12 protein-coding genes are annotated in these 15,667 nt (G+C 71.5%); 9 read left to right on the forward strand and 3 right to left on the reverse strand.

The genetic code is table 11. The features are described 5' to 3' along the window. The first annotated feature begins 166 nt into the window (after nt 1-166). Together ACWD4O_RS48025 and ACWD4O_RS48030 are read left to right on the forward strand one after the other, a co-directional pair. Nucleotides 167-1,363 carry a Gfo/Idh/MocA family protein gene (locus tag ACWD4O_RS48025; RefSeq protein WP_451289461.1) on the forward strand — a complete coding sequence of 399 codons (1,197 nt, stop codon included), beginning with the start codon at nt 167-169 and terminating at the stop codon, nt 1,361-1,363. Nucleotides 1,364-1,392: 29 nt separating this feature from the next. Beyond that, nucleotides 1,393-2,391: a sugar phosphate isomerase/epimerase family protein gene (locus tag ACWD4O_RS48030; RefSeq protein ID WP_451289462.1), complete on the forward strand. Its 999-nt coding sequence runs from the start codon at nt 1,393-1,395 to the stop codon at nt 2,389-2,391. Between the two features lie 81 nt (nt 2,392-2,472). Here the strand turns inward: ACWD4O_RS48030 and ACWD4O_RS48035 are convergent, their stop codons facing one another. Beyond that, nucleotides 2,473-3,465: a hypothetical protein gene (locus tag ACWD4O_RS48035; protein WP_451289463.1), complete on the reverse strand. Its 993-nt coding sequence runs from the start codon at nt 3,463-3,465 to the stop codon at nt 2,473-2,475. Between the two features lie 216 nt (nt 3,466-3,681). Here ACWD4O_RS48035 and ACWD4O_RS48040 point away from each other — a divergent pair, with 216 nt between their 5' ends. Beyond that, nucleotides 3,682-3,972 carry a zinc-ribbon domain-containing protein gene (locus ACWD4O_RS48040; RefSeq protein WP_451289464.1) on the forward strand — a complete coding sequence of 97 codons (291 nt, stop codon included), beginning with the start codon at nt 3,682-3,684 and terminating at the stop codon, nt 3,970-3,972. Between the two features lie 19 nt (nt 3,973-3,991). Here the strand turns inward: ACWD4O_RS48040 and ACWD4O_RS48045 are convergent, their stop codons facing one another. After that, nucleotides 3,992-5,113 carry a sugar ABC transporter substrate-binding protein gene (locus ACWD4O_RS48045; RefSeq protein WP_451289465.1) on the reverse strand — a complete coding sequence of 374 codons (1,122 nt, stop codon included), beginning with the start codon at nt 5,111-5,113 and terminating at the stop codon, nt 3,992-3,994. After that, a complete protein-coding gene (locus ACWD4O_RS48050; RefSeq protein WP_451289466.1) occupies nt 5,110-7,473 on the reverse strand; it encodes a SpoIIE family protein phosphatase in 2,364 nt (787 codons plus the stop codon). Before ACWD4O_RS48050 ends, ACWD4O_RS48045 begins: the two co-directional genes overlap by 4 nt. 121 nt (nt 7,474-7,594) lie before the next feature. Between ACWD4O_RS48050 and ACWD4O_RS48055 the strand changes: the two genes are divergently transcribed. The 6 genes from ACWD4O_RS48055 to ACWD4O_RS48080 all read left to right on the forward strand — a co-directional run bounded on the left by ACWD4O_RS48055 (nt 7,595) and on the right by ACWD4O_RS48080 (nt 15,550). Then, nucleotides 7,595-8,683, forward strand: a complete 1,089-nt coding sequence (locus ACWD4O_RS48055; protein WP_451289467.1) for a sugar ABC transporter substrate-binding protein — start codon at nt 7,595-7,597, stop codon at nt 8,681-8,683. A 113-nt stretch (nt 8,684-8,796) separates the two neighbouring features. After that, complete coding sequence (locus ACWD4O_RS48060) at nt 8,797-9,573, forward strand: ATP-binding cassette domain-containing protein (protein ID WP_451289468.1); 777 nt, start codon at nt 8,797-8,799, stop codon at nt 9,571-9,573. Next, nucleotides 9,570-10,775, forward strand: a complete 1,206-nt coding sequence (locus ACWD4O_RS48065) for a sugar ABC transporter permease (protein WP_451289469.1) — start codon at nt 9,570-9,572, stop codon at nt 10,773-10,775. The genes ACWD4O_RS48060 and ACWD4O_RS48065 overlap by 4 nt, the downstream gene beginning before the upstream one ends. A gap of 164 nt (nt 10,776-10,939) precedes the next feature. Then, nucleotides 10,940-13,183, forward strand: coding sequence for a sensor histidine kinase (locus ACWD4O_RS48070; protein ID WP_451289470.1), 2,244 nt, complete (start codon nt 10,940-10,942; stop codon nt 13,181-13,183). A 186-nt stretch (nt 13,184-13,369) separates the two neighbouring features. Then, a complete protein-coding gene (locus ACWD4O_RS48075) occupies nt 13,370-14,467 on the forward strand; it encodes a right-handed parallel beta-helix repeat-containing protein (RefSeq protein ID WP_451289471.1) in 1,098 nt (365 codons plus the stop codon). A gap of 54 nt (nt 14,468-14,521) precedes the next feature. Further along, the gene (locus ACWD4O_RS48080) at nt 14,522-15,550 is read left to right on the forward strand and encodes a methyltransferase (RefSeq protein WP_451289472.1); all 1,029 of its coding nucleotides are present in this window, start codon (nt 14,522-14,524) and stop codon (nt 15,548-15,550) included. Nucleotides 15,551-15,667 lie beyond the last annotated feature (117 nt).

Raw genomic sequence — 15,667 nt, forward strand, 5'->3', positions numbered from 1 at the left:
CTCATCGGCGACTCCCCCATCCACGGCCCCGAAGGCATCCGCTTCTACACCCGCCCCAAGGTCGTCACCACCCGCTGGCCGCAGCCCGCCCAGCAGGTCACCGCCGGCTTCAACTTCCCCACCTCCAACTGAGATTCCCCACCGGGACTTTTCGAAAGGCACCTCCATGACCACCTCGGGCAAGCCCCTTTCCGTCGCCGTGATCGGCGCAGGTATGGCCGGTCGCAGTCACGCCGCCGGATACCGCAACGTCAACACCGTCTTCGGCGCCGGTCTGCCGCCGGTGAGGTTGGCCGCGATAGCCGATGCCAATGTGGCGCTCGGCGAGGACGCCGCCCGGCGTTACGGCTTCGAGAAGGCACTCCCGAGCTGGGAGGCCGTCGTCGAGGACCCGACGATCGACGCGGTCAGCATCGTCGTCGGCAATGCTCTGCACCGGCCGATCGCCGAGGCGCTGGTCGCCGCCGGGAAGCATGTGCTGTGCGAGAAGCCGCTGGCCGGGTCGCTCGAGGACGCCCGTGCCATGGCCGAGTTGGAGCAGAGCGCGGATGTCGTGACGGCCGTCGGGTACACCTTCCGCCGCTCCCCCGGCATCGCCGGCATCCGTGACCACGTGCAGCGTGGTGAGCTGGGTGACCTCACCCTGTTCAGCGGGCGCTACTGGTGCGACTACGCGACCGACCCGCGCGGTCCGCTGAGCTGGCGCTTCAAGGGCGGCGCCGGTTCGGGTGCGCTCGGTGACGTCGGTTCGCACGTGATCGACGCCGCCGAGTACGTCGCCGGTCCGATCGTGTCCGTCTCGGGCGCCGTGCTCTCGACGCAGATCGCCAAGCGTCCGCTGCCGCTGGGCGCGGTCGTCGGGCACAACGCCGCTCCTGTCTCCGACGAGTTCGGCGAGGTGGAGAACGAGGACACCGCGTCCTTCACCGCCACCTTCGCCTCGGGCCTGGTCGGCACCTTCTCGGTGACGCGCACCGGCTTCGGTCTGCCCAACGGGCTCTCCTTCGACGTCCTGGGCGTCGGCGGCCGGGCCGCGTTCGACCAGCACCGGCCCGCCGAGTACCTCTTCGACGACGCCCAGCCCGACGCCCGTACGCGCGGTGCCCGGCAGATCATCGTCGGCCCGAACCTGCCGTACTTCGCGGGCGGCGTCCCGATGGAGGCGCCGGGTGTCGGCGCGAGCAACGGCGACAACTTCACCTACCAGGCCCGTGCCTTCCTCGACCAGGTCGCCGGCGTCACCGAGCCGCTGCCGGCCTGCGCCACCTTCGCCGACGCGCTGCGGACGATGGAGATCATCCAGGCCGTCGTCGCCTCCGCCCGCAACGACGGCGCGGCCGTCGCCGTTCCGCCCGTCGCCTGACGTCCCGCACGCATCCTAGGAGCATCCCCATGGCCCTCAAGCTCGGCGCCTACACCGCCTGTCTGCACGACCGGCCCCTCACCGAGGCCCTCGACGTCCTCAAGGAGAACGGTCTGACCTCCGTGGAGGTCAACACCGGCGGCTTCATCCCCTCCCCGCACTGCCCGGTCGACCTGCTGCTGTCCTCGGCCGCCGCCCGCGAGGAGTACCTGGCGACCTTCGCCGAGCGCGGGATGGAGCTGACCGGGCTCAACTGCAACGGCAACCCGCTGAACCCGCTGCCCGGGGTCGGCCCGAAGCACGCCGACGATCTGCGGCGCACGATCCGGCTGGCCGGTCTGCTCGGTGTGAAGCACGTGGTCACCATGTCGGGCACGCCGGGCTCCGACCCCGACGCGAAGTACCCGTCCTGGGTCGTCAACCCGTGGGACGGCGTCTACATGGACGTCCTGGACTACCAGTGGGGGGTGGCCGTCGAGTTCTGGAAGGAGATCGACGCGCTGGCCCGGGAGAACGACGTCCGGGTCGCCATCGAGATGCACCCGCACAACGTGGTGTTCTCGCCGGTCACCCTGAAGCGGCTGGTCGACGCGGGCGGTCTGACGAACGTCGGCGCCGAGATGGACCCGTCCCACCTGATGTGGCAGGGCATGGACGTCATCGCGTCCGTCAAGTGGCTGGGCCCGCTGGTGTTCCACGCGGCCGCGAAGGACGCCACGCTCTGCCCCGGCGCCGACATCCGCGGGGTGCTGGACACGTCGTTCACCCGCGTGCCCGCCGACGCGCCCGGCAAGGTGCCCACCGGCTACGGCTTCTGGTGCAACGCCTGGCCGGAGAACCCGGCCTGGAAGTTCGTCGCCGTCGGCAACGGCAACGGCGTCCCGTTCTGGACCGAGTTCCTGCGCGCCCTCGCCGAGATCGACCCGGACATGGCCGTGAACATCGAGCACGAGGACGCCGCCTACTCGCAGACCGAGGGGCTCGCCCTGGCCGCGAAGAACCTGCACAGCGCCGCGGCCGGCCTGTAACCCGCTCCTCCGCGTGGCCCCGTGACCGTCGGCGGTCCCGGGGCCACGCCTTCGTGCAGCGCCGATCGGCCGACCGATCGGCTAGCTGCGGGCCCGCAGATGGATGGTGGCCAGGAGCAGGTTGGGGTCCTGCCGGGTGAAGTACGCCGCGCTGGGGACATAGGCGGTGCGGCCGCGTACGGCCACGGAGGTGGGGTTGGACAGCCCGTCCTGTCGGGTGAGGACGACCGTGTGGGTGCCGTTCGGGCGTACGCGGGCGACCTGGCTGCCGCCGGTCAGGGCGACGAGGGCGGTGTCGCGGTGGCGCTCGACGAAGGCGAAGTCGTCGATCCCGTACAGCCCGGTGGCCCGGGTCTGGATCGGGGCCGGGAAGCCGTTCTGGCGTACCCGGATGCGCAGCAGGGTGCCGGTGGCGGAGTTGGACACCCACACGGCGTTGCGGTGGAACTTGAGGCCGTTGGCTCCGACGCCGGCCACGGGAGGACCGTCCGAGTGCGACGCGACCGGTTGGAGGGCGGTTCCGATGGCCCATGCGGTGGGTGTGCCGCCCCGGCGCGGGACGCGCCAGACGGTGCCGAGCACCGAGTCCGCCGCGTAGAGCACGCCTCGGCGTTCGTCGAGGGCGAGGCCGTTGGGGAACCCGTTCGGCGGGAGCTGTGCGATCTGTCGGGGGGTGCCGCCGCCGCGCGGGATGCGCCAGATGCCGGTCTCGCTGGTGCCGGTGGCGTAGTTGACGTAGAGGGTGCCGTCGGATGCGCGGGCGATGCCGAGGACGATGGCCGCGCCGACGACGGGGGTGTGCGGGTTCGCCACGGCGGGCAGGGTCGCGAGGATGCGCGTCCCCTGGGTGCGGCTGATGTTGGCGACCTGTCTGGCGCCCGAGAAGGTCAGGTCGGCGGAGCCGTCGGGTTCGAGGGCGATGTTCTCCGGTGTCTGTCGTGCGGCGAAGTCGAAGTGGGCGACCACGCGCGGGTCGGTGACGGGCGGCTCGCCGCCCGAGGCGGGCGCCGTGGCCAGCAGGCTCAGGGCGAGAACGGCGGCGGTGACACCCGCCGACCGGGTGAGTCGGGGCATGAACCTCTCCTTGAAAGGGAGCGGGAAGCGCCGCGGTGCGGCGGCCAGACGACCATGGCTGTGCGCTGGCTGCGACCGCCGCAGTCGCGGCCGGGAGGTCGCCCGCGTGGCGCAGGGCTTGGAGCCGCCTGCGGCTCACGCGAGTGACGCCGTATGCACCAGACTGGGCCGTGCGGACAATCGTTCTTCGGACCATCATCCAGAAAGAAGTGCAGCGTGATCATCTTCGGCACCAAGGGATACCTCTACCAGCTGGCGATACTGACGCTGGTGTGCGGGCAGTGCGGCAACCCTTCCGCGCACACGCTCAGGAAGCGGGTCACGAAGTTCACGCTGTTCTTCGTGCCGCTGTTCCCGATCTCGACGAAGTACGCGACGCAGTGCACGTTCTGCGGTGCGGAGCAGAAGGTCACGAAGGAGCAGGCCGACCAGTTGCTGGCGCAGGGCGCGGGCGGCGTCGGCGGCCAGGCGTACGGGCAGCCGCAGCAGCAGCCGCACCAGCACTGACGTCCCGGCCGCCGATGGCCTACGGGGTGAGTCCGGCCCGGTCGCAGGCGGCCCGGAGGTGCGGGGTGCAGATCTGGGCGACGGTGTAGAGGCCGTCCTCGACGAGGATCGGCTCGATGTCGTCGACCGTCACGGCGACCGGTGTGAGCAGGACCGCGGGGATGCCCTTGGCGGTGGGGCTGTCGACGGTCGTGGTGGCGCTGTCGCGGGGGTCCTCGCCGCGGCCGGCGGCGACGGCCATGGCGGCGACGGCGGCCGCTTCCTTCTCGAACGGCTTGTACACCGTCATGTACTGCTCGCCCTTGACGATGCGCCGCACGGCGTCGAGGTCGGCGTCCTGGCCGGTGACGGGCGGGAAGTCGGTGACGCCGGCGCTCTTGAGGGCGGCGACGACGCCGGCCGCGATGGAGTCGTTGGCCGCCAGGACGCCGTCGATCCGGTCCGGGCCGAGCGCGGCGATGGCGGCGGACATGTTGCTGTGGGCGTTCTGGGTGCTCCAGTCCAGGGTTTCGTAGGACCTGCCGATCCTCACCTTGCCGGCGAGGACGGACAGCGCGCCGTTGCGGTACAGGGCCGCGTTGGGGCTGGTGGGGTCGCCGTTCACCATGACGATGTCGCGGCCCTCGGTGCGCTGCTCCATGGCCTCCAGGAGCGCCTCGCCCTGGAGTCGGCCGACCTGGAGGCCGTCGAAGCTGACGAAGCCGGTGATGGGGCCCTCGGCGAGGCGGTCGTAGGCGATGACGGGGACGCCGGCGCGGCGCGCCTCCTGGATCGAGGAGCGCATCGCCCGGGTGTCGGCGGCGTCGAGGATCAGGACCTCGGCGCCCTTGGTGACCATGGAGATCAGCTGTTGTCGCTGTCTGGTCACGTCGTTCTCGGCGTTGGCGTACTCCAGCGTGCAGGCGGGGCACAGCGTCTTCAGCTTCGACTGGATCAGCGGCCGGTCCGCGTGTTCCCAGCGGGGGACGGCGCGGCTGGGGAGCAGCAGGCCGACGGTGAAGCCTTCTCCCGCGGTCGGCTCCTCGTCTCCGCCGCAGGCGGCGAGGGGCAGCGCCAGGAGTGCCGCGGCGAGCACGGCGACGAGGCGCCTGCGACGGTTCGGGCGGTTCGGATGGTTCGGGCGGTTCGGATGGTTCTTCACGGCTCTCCCCCTGGTACGGCGATCTCGCTGCACACCTGTTTGCCGCCGGCCACCGGGACCGTGACGAAGGACTCCGACATGGCCTCGACCAGCAGCAGGCCGCGGCCGCCGGTGGACTCCCAGTCGACGATCACGGGCTTGGCGGGTGCGCGCGGCGAGGAGTCGCTGACGCAGACGCGGACCCGGTCGCCGCGCAGGGTCAGGTCGAGACGGACCGGGCCCTGGGTGTGCACCAGGGCGTTGGTGACGAGTTCGGAGACGACCAGCAGCACGGCGTCGCCCGTCTCCGGGATGTTCCAGCGGCGCAGGGTGCGGGCGGTGAAGCGGCGGGCGTGCATGACGGCGTCGGGCAGCCGCCACACCATCCAGCCGGCCCGGATGGGCCGGGTCTTCATGCCGTCGTAGCGCAGGAGCAGCAGCGCCACGTCGTCCTCCCGGCGGCCGGCGTCGCCGAGGAGTTCGTCGGCCATCTTGCCGAGGTCGCCGGGGTCGGCGGCGGCCAGGGCGACGCGGGTGCGGTGCATGCCCTCGTCCAGGGGCAGGTCGGCGGCCTCGACCAGGCCGTCGGTGACCAGGGCGAGGACCGTGGCGGGGGCCAGTTCGACGGCCGTCATGGGGAACTCGGCCTCCGCGAGGATGCCCAGCGGGGGTCCGCCGGCGACCTCGACCTCCTCGGTGTCGCCGTCGGGCAGCCGCAGCATCGGGGCGAGGTGGCCGGCGCGGACGAAGAGGGTGTTGCCCTCCTCCATGTCGAGTTCGGCGTAGCAGCAGGTGGCGAAGAGGTCGGTCTCCATGCCGACGAGGAGCCGGTTGGCGTGCGAGACGACCACGTCGGGCGGGTGGCCCTCCATGGCGTAGGCGCGGACCGCGGTGCGCATCTGGCCCATGATCGTGGCGGCTCCGGCGCTGTGTCCCTGGACGTCTCCGATGACCAGGGCGACCCGGTCCTCGGAGAGGGCGATGACGTCGTACCAGTCGCCGCCCACCTGGAGGCCGCGCCGGGCGGGCAGATAGCGGGCGACGGCGGTGCCGCCGGGGAGTTCGGGCAGCCGCCGGGGCAGCAGACTGCGCTGGAGCATCGTGGCGAGTTCCTGCTCGGCGTCGTGGGCGTGGGCGCGTTTGAGCGCCTGGCCGACGAGGGCGGCGGTGGCGGTGAGCAGGGAGCGTTCCTCGGGGGCGAAGTCGTGCGGCCGGTCCCAGCCGACCAGGCAGACTCCGGCGACCTGGCCTTTCGCGGGGAGCGGCAGGACGGCGAGTCCGCCGGTGCCGATGCCGGACAGGCCGGGTTCGAGGAGCGTGCCGGCGGGCCAGAGGTCCATACGGCCGTCGCGCAGGGCGGCCTGGAGGGTGGGCAGGGCGCGCAGGGATGCGTCGGGCCATTCGGTGCGCCACTCGGAGCGCCAGGTCGGCGGCCAGGCGGTGGGCTGGGGCGGGTCGAGGACGGTGACCATGAGGCGGTCGTCCTGCAGTGCGGCGAGGGCCACGCGGTCGGCGGCCAGCGGCTCGCGCAGGGCGGCGACCACGACGCGGCCGACGTCCCGGACGGTCGCGGCGTCGTCGAGGGCGGCGGTGAGCCACTGGATCCTGGAGACGTCGTCGCCGCCGCGGCGCAGGACGGGGGTCGCCGTCACCACGCCGACCAGCTGTTCGGGTCCGTCGGCGGCGTCCGCGACGACCCGGCAGCTCAGGCTGAGCCAGCGCATCTCGCCGCCGGGGCCGCGCACCCGGAACTCCAGGTCGCGTCGGCCGGAGGCCTCGTCGGAGGGCTCCAGGACGGACATGAGGGCGTGCATGTCCTCGGGGAGGGCGTGGGAGAGCAGGGTGTCGGCCTTGCCGTCGAAGTCGTCCGGGGTGATGCCGACGAGTTCGAGCAGGGTGTCGTCGGCGTCGATGAGGCCGGTGTCCGGGACGAGGACGAAGGAGCCGACGCGCAGGCTGCGCAGTGCGGGGCCGAGCAGCGGTGTCGGCGTCGGTGGGTCGGCGCCCGGCTGGAGGAGGACTGCGACCGCGTCGGCGTATCGCTCGAGGAAGCGGCGTTGCTCGTTCTCGAAGCCGTCCTGTGTGGCGCTGAGGACCAGGAGGCAGCCGAGGCGTCCGCCCTGCGGGCCGAGGGGGAGCGCGCCGATGGAAGGTGCGTCGGCCGGGGCCTCGGGGGTCAGCCAGAGGGGGTGGTCGGTGCGGAAGGCGCGGGCCGCGGGTGAGTCACCGGACAGGGGGAGGCGCTCCGGCGGGCCCGCTCCGGAAGGGGTGCCTCCGGACGCGTCCACCAACCGAAGCTCTTCGGTGCCGGCACTGGGCGCGTAGACCGCTGCCAGTGTCGCTCCGGCGAAGGTCAGGGCCCGGTCGAGGCATGTCCGCAACGTACCTCCCGTCCTGCCGCAGGTGCCGACCGGTTGAGATCGACGCACCCACCCACCAGAATCGCATATACGGATCAACCGAACATATCCACCTTATTGTCATCTACGGCAGGTATCGCAGATGAAGGCCTGCATACGGGACACAGCCGCCGCGGTGACCGCGTTCTCCACCGCGGTCGTCCTGGCGGCCTGTGGGGCGGGTGCCGGGACCGACTCCGACGGGGAGGAGGGACCGCGCATCGGCCTGCTGCTGCCGGACGCCACCACGGCGCGCTGGGAGGCACAGGACAGACCCCTGCTGGAGAAGAGGATCGAGGAGCTGTGCGACACCTGCGTGGTCGAGGACACCAACGCCAAGGGCGATGTCGCCCTGCAGCAGGAACAGATGGACTCCATGGTCACCAAGGGCGTCGACGCCATCGTGCTGGTGGCCGTGGACGCCCGCTCGCTCGCCCCGGCGGTCACGAAGGCGCACGAGGCGGGCATCCCCGTCATCGCCTACGACCGGCTCGCCGAGGGCCCGATCTCGGGCTATGTCTCCTTCGACGGGGTGGAGGTCGGCCGGCTCCAGGGCCGGGCCCTGCTGACGGCGATGGGCGACAAGGTGCCCGGCGCCCAGATCGTCATGATGAACGGCGATCCCAGCGACCCGAACGCCAAGGCGTTCGAGAAGGGCGCGCTGTCGGTGCTGAGCGGGAAGGTGAGGATCGGCAAGGCCTACGAAACCCCGCAGTGGCGGGCGGAGACCGCGCACATGAACATGTCCGGGGCCCTCGCCGCCCTGGGCGCCGACGCCATCGACGGGGTCTACGCGGCCAACGACGGCCTCGCCGGCGGGAGCATCGCCGCCCTCAAGGCGAACAAGGTCTCCCCGCTGCCCCCGGTCACCGGGCAGGACGCCGAGCTCTCCGCGCTGCGCCGGATCGTCGGCGGCGAGCAGTACATGACGGTCTTCAAGCCGTTCGGGCCCGAGGCGGCCGCGGGCGGCGCGATGGCAGTGGCGGCGGCCCGCGGGCAGAGCCTCGACCCGGTGGCCACCGGCGAGGTGCCGACCCGCGGCGGCGAGGCGGTCGCGTCCGTGCTGCTCACCCCGGTGTCCGTGACGGTCGACAACATCGCGCAGACCGTCGTGAAGGACGGCCTGCACACCGTCCGGCAGATCTGCACGCCCGAGCTCCGGGCCGCCTGCGACCAGGCCGGACTGACCTGACCCGAAATGCTCCGCACCGAAATCCTCCTGTCCGGACTCGCCCGAGCCGGAATCGTCCGACCCGGACCCGTCCGACGCCGCATCGGCCCGCCCTCGGGAAGGAGTTGGTCTCCGTGCCGGGTCTTCCCCTGCTGGCGCTGCGGGGCGTGTGCAAACGCTTCGGCGTCGTCGAGGTCCTCACGGACATCGAGCTGGAGATCCACGCCGGTCAGGTCGTCGCACTCCTCGGGGACAACGGGGCCGGCAAGTCGACCCTGGTCAAGGTGATCTCCGGGGTCGCCCCGGCGGAGCGGGGCGTCATCGAGTGGCAGGGCCGGCCGGTCCAGATCAGACGCCCGCACGACGCCCGGGACCTGGGCATCGCCACCGTCTACCAGGACCTCGCGCTGTGCGGGAACCTCGACGTCGTCGGGAACCTGTTCCTCGGCCGGGAGATCCGCAGGTTCGGGTTCCTCGACGAGATGGAGATGGAGCGCCGCACCCGGCAGCTGCTGGAGCGGCTGACCAAGGGGATGCCCGATCTGCGCGGCCCCGTCGTCTCGCTCTCCAGCGGGCAGCGGCAGACGGTGGCCATCGCCCGCTCGCTCCTCGGCGACCCGCGGGTCCTGCTGCTGGACGAGCCGACGGCAGCGCTGGGCTTCGAGCAGACCACCGAGGTTCTCGACCTCGTCGACCGGTTGCGCGACCGCGGTCTGGGCGTCCTGCTCATCAGCCACAACATGGGTGACGTGAAGGCTCTCGCGGACCGCGCCGCGGTGCTGCGCCTGGGGCGCAACAACGGGTTCTTCGACGTGAACACCGTCTCCCAGGAGCAGATCGTCTCGTCCATCACCGGCGCCACGGAGAACGTCCCCCGCCGGCCGGCCGCCCGGGAGGCGGGGTGGGAATGAGCATGCGGGCCGTCGTCCGTGGCGGGCGCAGCGGGGTGGCGGTCTTCCGGCGCAAGTGGCGCGCCGGTGAACTGGGGTCGCTCCCCGTGGTCCTCGTCCTGGCCGTCGTCTGGATCACCTTCCAGTCCCTCAACGAGAACTTCCTCTCGCCCCGGAACCTGTCCAACCTCAGCGTGGACATCGTGGGGACGGGTCTGATCGCGGTCGGCATCGTCTTCGTGCTGCTGCTCGGCGAGCTCGATCTGTCCGTCGGCTCGGTCAGCGGCCTGGCGGCGGCCGTGTTCGCGGTGCTGAACGTGAACAACGGGGTGCCGGAGTGGCTCGCGCTGATCGTCGCGGTGCTCGCGGGCACCGTGGCGGGGACCGTCCAGGGCTACTCCATCGCCAGGACCCGGGTGCCGGCGTTCGTGGTCACGCTCGCCGGGCTGCTCACCTGGAACGGCCTGATGCTCGCCGTCCTCGGCGACAGCGGCACCGTCAACCTCGACGAGAACGGGCTGGTCGCCCGGTTGACCAGCTACTACTTCACCCAGGACGCCGTCGCCTACAGCCTGGCGGCGCTCGCCGTGGGCGCGGTCTTCCTCGTCTCCGACCTGGGCCGACGGCGGCGCAGGGCCGTCGGCATGCCGCACCGTTCGCTGAGCGACATCGTGGTGCGCACGGGCGGTCTCGCGGCGGTCGCCTTCACCATCGCCTATCTGCTCAACCGCTTCCAGGGCCTGCCGCTCGCGCTGCTCGTCTTCCTCGCGGTGGTGGCCGGCCTCGACGTGTTGCTCCGCCGCACGCGCTACGGACGGCAGGTCTACGCACTCGGCGGCAGCGTCGAGGCCGCCCGCCGCGCCAGCCTCAACGTGACCTGGGTGCAGACGGCGGTGCTCGCGACCTCGGGCACGATGGCCGCGATCGGCGGCCTGTTCCTCGCCTCCCGCATCACCTCGGTGAGCCAGAGCTCCGGCTCGGGCGTGCTGCTCGTCAACGCCATCGCGGCGGCCGTCATCGGCGGCACCAGTCTGTTCGGCGGGCGCGGCACGACCTGGTCGGCGGTGCTCGGCATGCTGGTCATCCAGTCGATCGCCTCGGGCATGGCCATCACCGACACTCCCCCGGCCGTCCAGTTCGTGATCACGGGCGGGGTGCTGTTCGCCGCGGTCGTCATCGACGCACTGTCACGCCGCACCCAGGAAGCCCACGGACGGGCTTGACCGGGGTGCCCCTCAGCGGGCGTTCGGCGTACTGTGGTGCCCGATCGTTTTGATGAAAGTTGCACCACTTTTTTGACCGCAACTGAACGCGGCGCTGCCGACGCGTCGTACTGAGGGGTGCCGGCGCGTCATGCGCGAGGCGATCCAGAGGCGATAGGACAAGCGTGTCGAACAACTCACCCACAACGGAGGGACGGAGAAGGTCCCTCACCCGCAACTGGCCCGTGGGCAGGCGGCTGCGGGCCGTTCTCCTGATCCCGGTGCTCGTCGCCCTCGTACTCGGGGGCGTGCGGGTGAAACGTTCGGTCGACACCTGGCAGGACGCCGACGACGCGGTCCGCGTGGCCGAACTGGTCCAGGCGGCGAACAAATACGCGAGCGACGCGATCAATGAGCGCGACGTCTCGGTCATCCCGCTGCTCACGGAGAAGAAGGCGACGGACACGGTCGTCCAGGCCCGGAAGATCACCGACTCGGACGCACAGGCGTTCGACGCGGCGGTCACCCGGATGCCGAAGACCCCCGGACTCCTGCGCCGCGTGCAGCTGGTGCGCAACGGCGAGAAGCAGCTCACCGCCGTGCGGGGCGCCGCGTTCACCTCCCGGATGTCCGGGGTGCAGACCGAGGAGAGCTACCACACCATCCAGCACCCCCTGATGGAGATCTCCAACGAACTGGGCTACGGCAGCACCAACCAGGCGAGCTTCGGCCGCACGCTCTACGCCGTCTCCCTGACCCAGGCGGCCGAGTCCCTGATCCGGTCCATCGGCACCCACCTGCTGGTGGAGGACCGCGACGGCCTCGCCGAAGGCGAACTCCAGGCCCAGCTCGCCTCGTTCCGCTCCTACGCCTATCTGGAGCAGGTCGGGCTCCAGGAGTTCGCGGGCGCCGGCACCACCGAGGACACGGCGAGGCTCCAGCAGGCGCTGGCCGACGCCGAGGCCAAGGGCAAGCAGCAGACCGCCGAGGCCGCCGCGAAGGCCGAGGCGGCGGGGCAGACGTTCGTCACCCCGCCCGCCATCGACGTGATGATCACCGAGATCTCCACCGGGAAGCCCGCCGCCGAGCTGGCCGCGCAGGGCATCACCCCCGAGTCGTTCTTCGCCGCGTCCACGCTGGGCTTCGACGCCTACCGGGGCATTCAGGTGAACCTCACCGACGCCGCGCTCGCGAGCGCCCAGGACATCGCCGACGACGCCCGCCGGGACGCCATCGTCAACGCCGCCCTGGTGCTCGCCGCGGTGCTCGCCGCGTTCCTCCTCGCCTCCTGGGTGGCCCGCACGATGAGCACCGGCATGCGCCGGCTCAGCGCCTCCGCCATCGAGATCTCCGGACAGCGGCTGCCGGCCCTGATCGACCAGCTGTCGCAGACCGACCCCGGCCAGGTGGACACCCGGGTCACCCCGATCGCGATCAACACCACCGACGAGATCGGCGAGGTCGCCCGGGCCTTCGACCACGTCCACCGCGAGGCCGTCCGGCTCGCCGCCGAGCAGGCTCTGCTGCGCGGCAACATCAACGCGATCTTCACCAATCTCTCGCGCCGCAGCCAGTCCCTGATCGAGCGTCAACTGGCCCTGATCACCAGTCTGGAGGACAACGAGACGGACCCGGAGCAGCTGGAGAACCTCTTCCGGCTGGACAGCCTCGCCACCCGGGTGCGCCGCAACGGCGAGAACCTCCTGGTGCTCGGCGGCGAGAAGCCCGCCCAGCAGTGGAACCAGCCGCTTCCCCTGGTCGACGTCCTGCGCGCGGCCTCGTCGGAGGTGGAGCAGTACGAGCGCATCCGGTTCGCCGGCATCCCGGAGGACCAGATCCACGGCCGGGCCGTGACCGACCTGGTGCATCTGCTCGCCGAACTGCTGGAGAACGCCACCGTGTTCTCCTCCCCGCGCTCGGAGGTGCGGGTGACCGCCGTCCGGCTCCCCGACGGCCGGATCATGATCGAGATCCATGACGAGGGCATCGGGCTGGAGGCGGACGACTTCGCGGTCATCAACCACAAGCTGGCCAACCCGCCGACCGTGGACGTCGACATCTCCCAGCACATGGGACTGTTCGTGGTCGGCAGACTCGCCGAACGGCACGGCATCCGCGTCCAGTTGCGCCCGTCCGGCGAGAAGTCCGGCACGACGTCCCTCGTCATGCTGCCCGACACGATCGCCCATCGCTCGCCCGACGCCCAGCCCGACTCCGACACCCTGGCCCTGGCGCTCGTCAAGACCGTCCCGGCGTCCCGGTACCCGGGCGGCGCGGCGGCGCTGGGCCTGATGGACTCCGGCGACGCGTTCACGGACTTCGAGTCGTGGCAGGACGAGTCGGGCAGGGCGCGGTCCGCGCAGGAGGCTCCGGCCGAGGAGGTCAGGCCGCGGCGGCTTCCCCGGCGCCAGCGCCCCGCCTCGAACTGAGCACGCCCTGAAGGGGCGCGGGGCGCTGACATATGCGGCTCCGCCGCGCGGGCGCGACCAGCCACGACGGCGCCGCAGCCAAACGACGGCACATCGCGGCACTTCCAGCGGAGCGCTTACGCGGGACACGCCGCCGGATGGCCCATCTCACCGGTTCTCGGGCCATCCGGTCATAACGTGCACAATATGAAGAAATGCCATATCGCATACCTGGCGTGCACCGCGGCGCTCCTCGGGACCGGGCTCGGCGCAGCTCCGCCCGCCCCCGGGCACGTGGTCCATCTGGTCCAGCCGGGGGACTCGATCCAGAAGGCCGTGGACAGGGCCGAGCCGGGCGACACCGTGCTGCTGGCCGCCGGCACCTACCACGAGAGCGTCGACGTGAAGACGCACGGGCTGACCCTGCGCGGCATGGGGCGCGACACCGTGCTCCAGCCGGCGGCCAAGGCCAAGACCAAGACCAACGCCAAGAACAAGACCAAGAAGGCGGTCGGCGCGTGCGCCGCGGGCGGCAACGGCATCTGTGTCGTCGGCACCAAGGCCCACCCCGTCGAGGACGTCACCGTCGCCTCCCTGACCGTCTCCGGCTTCACCAAGAACGGCGTCTACGCGATGGCCGCCGACGCGCTGACGGTGCGCAACGTGACCGCGGTGAAGAACGGGGTGTGGGGCATCGCCCAGGAGGCGTCCCGCCACGGCGAGTTCCGGGGCAACACCGCCCGCGACAACGGCGACGCGGGGCTGTTCCTCGCCAACAGCGTCACACAGGAGCTGGGCGCCACGGACTCCGAGGGAACGGTCGTCGAGCACAACCGACTGGAGGGCAACCGGATCGGCGTCACCGTGCGCCGGCTGCGCAACCTCACCCTCGCGCGCAACCACCTCACCGGCAACTGCGCGGCGGTGTTCGTCGTCGGCGACGAGAACAAGCCCAAGGCCGGCCGGGTGACCGTCGCCGAGAACCGCATCGTGCGCAACAACAAGTCCTGCCCGAAGACGGCCCGGCTGGACGCCCTGCAGGGCTCCGGCATCGTGCTGACCGGCGCCGAGGACAGCCTGATCACCCGGAACGTCATCCAGGACAACGTCGGCAAGTCCCCGCTGTCGGGCGGCATCGTGCTGTTCAAGAGCTTCGTGGGCACCACCAGCGACCGGAACCGGATCAGCGACAACAGGCTGCGGGGCAACTCCCCGGCCGACCTGGTGAACACGGACACCACCGGCAAGGGCAACACCTTCGTGGGCAACACCTGCAAGGCGTCGAAGCCGGCCGGCCTGTGCTGACCCCGACCGTCTCGTCCCGCACCGGGACTCCCCCACAGAGAAAGAAGGCGGCACATGACAACCGCTGAGACCGCCCCACCGCCGTCCATGCGACTGCGGGAGCTCGTGTTCGGTGCGGCGTGCGCCGCCGCCGTCCGCTCCTGCGCCCGGCTGGGCGTCGCCGACGCCCTCGGCGACGCCCCCATGACGGTGGAGGACCTCGCCGCCGCGGCGAAGCTCGAACCCCGCCCGCTGCGCAGGCTGCTGCGCGCCCTGACCTGCTACGGCGTCTTCACCGAGCGCCCCGACGGGACATGGGCGCACACCGAGATGTCCCGGCTGCTGCGCGAGGACGACCCGCACAGCCTGCGCAACATCGCCCTGTGGTGCACCGAGCCGTGGACCTGGGACGCCTGGCCGAAGCTCGACGAGGCGATGCGCACCGGCGGCAACGTCGTCGAGGACCTCTACGGCAAGGAGTTCTTCACCTACCTCAACGAGGACGCCCCCGAGTCCGCCGAGGTCTTCAACCGGGCCATGACGACCTCCAGCGAGCAGTCGGCGCGCGAGGTCGCCGCCCTGCTCGACCTGTCCGGCGCCGCCTCGGTCGCCGACATCGGCGGCGGCCAGGGCCATGTGGTGGCCAGCCTGCTGGACAAGTACCCCGCGATGCACGGCAGCCTGCTCGACCTGCCCCGCGTCGTCGACAACGCCGTGCCCCGGCTGCGCGAGGGCGGCGACCTCGCGCACCGCGCCCGCATCGTGCCGGGCGACGTCCGCGTGTCCGTGCCCGTCCGGGCCGACGTCTACGTCATCAAGAACATCCTGGAGTGGGACGACGAGAGCACGGCCCGCACCCTGGCCAACGTCATCGGCGCGGGCGGACCCGGCACCCGGGTCGTGGTCATCGAGAACCTCGTCGACGACTCGCCGTCGATGCGGTTCAGCACCGCGATGGACCTGATGCTGCTTCTCAACGTCGGCGGGGCGAAGCACACCACCGAGAGCATGGTGAGCCGGCTCACCGAGGCGGGCCTGGTCATCGACGACGTCAGTCCGGTCAACCCGTATCTGCACGCGTTCGACTGCCACGTCCCCGGCTGATCCGGACGCACCCCGGGAGCACCACCGGCCGTGCGCTGGCGGCGCTGAAGCGCGAGGGCGACGACCAGTAGTCGTCGTCCGGGTACGGCCGTGGAGTCCTTCCGGACACCACGGCCG

This window comes from Streptomyces sp. NPDC002623 (genome assembly GCF_053592635.1).

What these genes read in the sequence shown, in the direction of transcription:
- ACWD4O_RS48025 (WP_451289461.1), top strand. Translation starts at nt 167, where the DNA reads ATGACCACCTCGGGCAAGCCCCTTTCCGTCGCCGTGATCGGCGCAGGT.
- ACWD4O_RS48030 (WP_451289462.1), top strand. Translation starts at nt 1,393, where the DNA reads ATGGCCCTCAAGCTCGGCGCCTACACCGCCTGTCTGCACGACCGGCCC.
- ACWD4O_RS48035 (WP_451289463.1), bottom strand. Translation starts at nt 3,465, where the DNA reads ATGCCCCGACTCACCCGGTCGGCGGGTGTCACCGCCGCCGTTCTCGCC.
- ACWD4O_RS48055 (WP_451289467.1), top strand. Translation starts at nt 7,595, where the DNA reads ATGAAGGCCTGCATACGGGACACAGCCGCCGCGGTGACCGCGTTCTCC.
- ACWD4O_RS48065 (WP_451289469.1), top strand. Translation starts at nt 9,570, where the DNA reads ATGAGCATGCGGGCCGTCGTCCGTGGCGGGCGCAGCGGGGTGGCGGTC.
- ACWD4O_RS48075 (WP_451289471.1), top strand. Translation starts at nt 13,370, where the DNA reads ATGAAGAAATGCCATATCGCATACCTGGCGTGCACCGCGGCGCTCCTC.
- ACWD4O_RS48080 (WP_451289472.1), top strand. Translation starts at nt 14,522, where the DNA reads ATGACAACCGCTGAGACCGCCCCACCGCCGTCCATGCGACTGCGGGAG.